Origin of the sequence: Saccharopolyspora sp. 6V (genome assembly GCF_020176785.1) — a bacterium.
Lineage (GTDB): Bacteria > Actinomycetota > Actinomycetes > Mycobacteriales > Pseudonocardiaceae > Saccharopolyspora_C > Saccharopolyspora_C gregorii.
Genome location: NZ_JAIUKB010000060.1, coordinates 1 through 2,961, shown reverse-complemented (window position 1 = coordinate 2,961; position 2,961 = coordinate 1). Strand labels below are relative to the sequence as shown.

At 76.1% G+C, this 2,961-nt stretch carries 3 protein-coding genes; 1 reads left to right on the top strand and 2 read right to left on the bottom strand.

From position 1 onward, the window contains the following. Positions 1-6: 6 nt before the first annotated feature. Together LCD35_RS12825 and LCD35_RS12820 are read right to left on the bottom strand one after the other, a co-directional pair. Positions 7-1,122, bottom strand: a complete 1,116-nt coding sequence (locus LCD35_RS12825) for a tyrosine-type recombinase/integrase (RefSeq protein WP_225044240.1) — start codon at positions 1,120-1,122, stop codon at positions 7-9. A 49-nt stretch (positions 1,123-1,171) separates the two neighbouring features. After that, positions 1,172-2,275 (bottom strand): DNA alkylation repair protein, encoded by a 1,104-nt coding sequence (locus LCD35_RS12820; RefSeq protein WP_225044239.1) that lies wholly within the window; start codon positions 2,273-2,275, stop codon positions 1,172-1,174. 128 nt (positions 2,276-2,403) lie between these two features. On the opposite strand from LCD35_RS12820, the gene LCD35_RS12815 reads away from it, so the two are divergent. Continuing rightward, positions 2,404-2,919, top strand: coding sequence for an AI-2E family transporter (locus LCD35_RS12815; protein WP_225044238.1), 516 nt, complete (start codon positions 2,404-2,406; stop codon positions 2,917-2,919). Positions 2,920-2,961: the final 42 nt, after the last annotated feature.

The window sequence follows — 2,961 nt, the reverse complement described above, 5'->3', positions numbered from 1 at the left end:
TCTTTTTTATACGCCCCCCCGCCGCGGCCCCCCCCCCCCCCCGGGCGGGGGGGGGGCGGCGCCCGCCCCCCCGGGGGCCCCGGCCGGCCGCCCCGGTCCGCGGGGCGCGCGGCGCGGGGCGAGGTCGGTGAGGACCTGGTGGGTCCGGTTGGCGCGCACCGACATCCGCTGCTCGCGGGCGGTCACGTCGATGTAGGTCTGGCTGGAGTTGATCGACGCGTGGCCGAGCAGCTTCGCGATCTCCGCCGCGTTCGCCCCGTCCTCGGCCAGCCGCGTCGCGAACGTGTGCCGCAGCGCGTGCACCATCGCGCCGCGCTGCACCCGGTCCGAGATCCCGGCCGCGCGCAGCGACTGGCGCACCAGGTACTGCAACCCGCCGCGGCGCAGCGGCTCGCCGCGGTGGTCCACGAACAGCGGCTCGGCACCGGGCAGCCGGTCGCCGAACCGCACCCGCCGCGAGCTCAGGTAGGCGCCGACGACCTCGTCCAGCGCGCCCTCGATGGGGATGGACCGGTTCTTGCCGCCCTTCCCGCGCACGTGCAGCCGCCGGTCACCGGGACGCCCGGCCAGCGACGCGACCGTGAGGTCCAGCAGCTCCGCCGAGCGCACCCCCGTGCACAGCAGCACCGCCAGCACCGCCAGGTCCCGCTCCGGCCACGGGTTCCGGGCCCGGCGCCCGCCTTCGGCGACCAGGCGCAGCAGGCGTTCCGGGGTGTCCTCGCCCTGCAGCGGTTTCGGCGTCGGCGGCGCGCTGCGCGGTTTCGGCACCACCTGCATGGGGTTGCCGCCGACGGCGCCCTCCACCACCAGGAAGCCGAAGAACCCGTTCCAGGTGGACCAGGCGCGGGTCACCGAGGATGCCGAGCGGGCCGCGGCGTGCCGGGCGAACGCGGAGCGCAGCTCGGTGGCGGTCACCTCCGCCACCGGCAGCTCCGCGACGCGGGTGCCGGTGATCTCGGCCAGCGCCGCGCCCACCGAACCCAGGTCCAGCCGGTAGGCGCGCAGCGAGTTCGCGGCGAGCTTCCTGGCCTGCAGGTGCTCCAGGTACACCTCGACCCAGCGCGCCACCGAACCCCCGGTCGCCTCCCGCACCACCGCACCTCCAGCTCCGCGAATGATCATCCGCTTCCGATGGAACCAGACGCCACCGACGATCTCGCGGCGGCACGGCTCAGCGGGCGGCGGTCAGCGTGAACTCGGCGCGGGCGCGGACCACCCCGTTGACCTGGAGCTCCACCGCGTGCCCGCCCGGGTGGTAGCGGCGGGTGGTGATCTCCCGGAACGAGTGGCGCTTGGCCAGCTCCCAGGTGCCGCCCGGTTCGAGCGTCCGGGTGGTGAGCTTGAAGGTCTTGGCGGTCCGCCCGCCGTTCGCCTTCCGGTGGTGCACCAGGTAGTCGACGGCGAGCGCGACCGGTTCGGCACCGGTGTTGACCAGGGTGCTGCGGAACTCCAGCGCCCCGCCGATGGCGACGCTGCCCGCGTCGAGCGCCAGTTCCCCGACCCGAACCTGCGGGGCGGGGGAGTAGCCGAGCAGCGCCAGCGCCTCCGGGTGGCCCTGCTTGACCAGCGTCCGCAGCCCGTGCCGCGCCACCCGCGAGGTGTGCTCGCCCGGCTCGCCGAGCCAGCGCGCTGCGGTCTGCACGACCAGCTCCGGGTGGTCCCGGCTGAGGTCGTTGAGGTGGTTGGCGGCCGAGCGGCGCACGTAGTCGCTGGTGTCGCCGTGCAGCGCGTCGATGATCGGCACCGTGGCGGTCGGTTCGGCCAGCAGCGCCCGCACCCGCTTCGCCCACGGCAGGTACGGCCGGGTGCCCTCGGACGCGAGCCGCCGCACGTGCTCGTCGGGGGAAGCCGTCCACTCCCGGATCCGGCCCAGCGCGCGGTGCAGGTCCTGCTCCAGCAGGCCGCGGAGCGCGAACTCGGAGCTCAGCAGCGGGGTCAGCTCCGCCAGCGAGTCCAGCGCCGCGTCGAACGCCGTGCCGGTGCCCTCCGCCACGGCGCGGGAGACCACGGCCTCGGTCACCGGCCACACCAGCCAGCCCGCGAACCCGGGCGAGGTGCGCGCCGCCCGCACCGCCGCCAGCAGGGCCGCGGTGTCACCGGGCACGTCCGCCAGCAGCGCGTCCCGCAGCAGGTCGCAGCGCTGCCGCAGGCCCAGCGGGCCCAGCCGCGCCGCCGCGGCCCGCACCGCGTGCGGCGGTGCGCCGGTCGCTCCCTCGAACACCCGCGCCAGGTCCCGCGCCACGTCGGCGCCCACCAGCTCGTCGGCGAACGGCATCGTTTCGCTCCCACCCGGCCCACCGGCCGCTCGTCCCACGTCGGAGAACTCCTACCAGCCACCGCCGACACGCCCGAGCCCGGCCGGGCCACGTTTAATCCCGACCGGTTCGGGCGATCACGTGCGGTGTGGAACAACGGGAGGCACCCGACGTGCCGCGCGGACTGCGCGTCGCGGGCGCCGTCAGCTGGCGGCTGCTCGCGATCGCGGCGGTGCTGTTCGTGCTGGGGCGGATCGCGTCGGTGCTCGCGGAGCTGGTGATCGCGCTCGGCGTGGCGCTGCTGCTGGCCGCGCTGCTGGCGCCGCTGGTCGACCGGCTCACCCGCTGGGGAGTGCCGCGCACCGCCGCGACCGTGCTGGCGCTGCTGCTCGGGCTGGTGGTGGTGGGCGGGGTGCTCGCGCTCGTGGTCATCACCGTGATCAACGGGCTGCCCGGGTTGCAGGCGCAGGCCGCCCAGACCGTGGAGGGCGTCCACCACTGGCTGCGCACCGGGCCGCTGCGGCTCAGCCAGGGGCAGCTGGACGACTGGGTGCAGCGCATCACCGACTACCTGCGCACCAGCCAGAGCGGGGGGCCCCCCCGGGGGGGGGGCCCCCCCCCGGCCGCGGGGGGCCTCGGGCGCGGGCGGGCGGGGGCTTTATAAAAAAACCGCGCCCCCCACCCCCCAAGACAAGGCGTCTGGGGG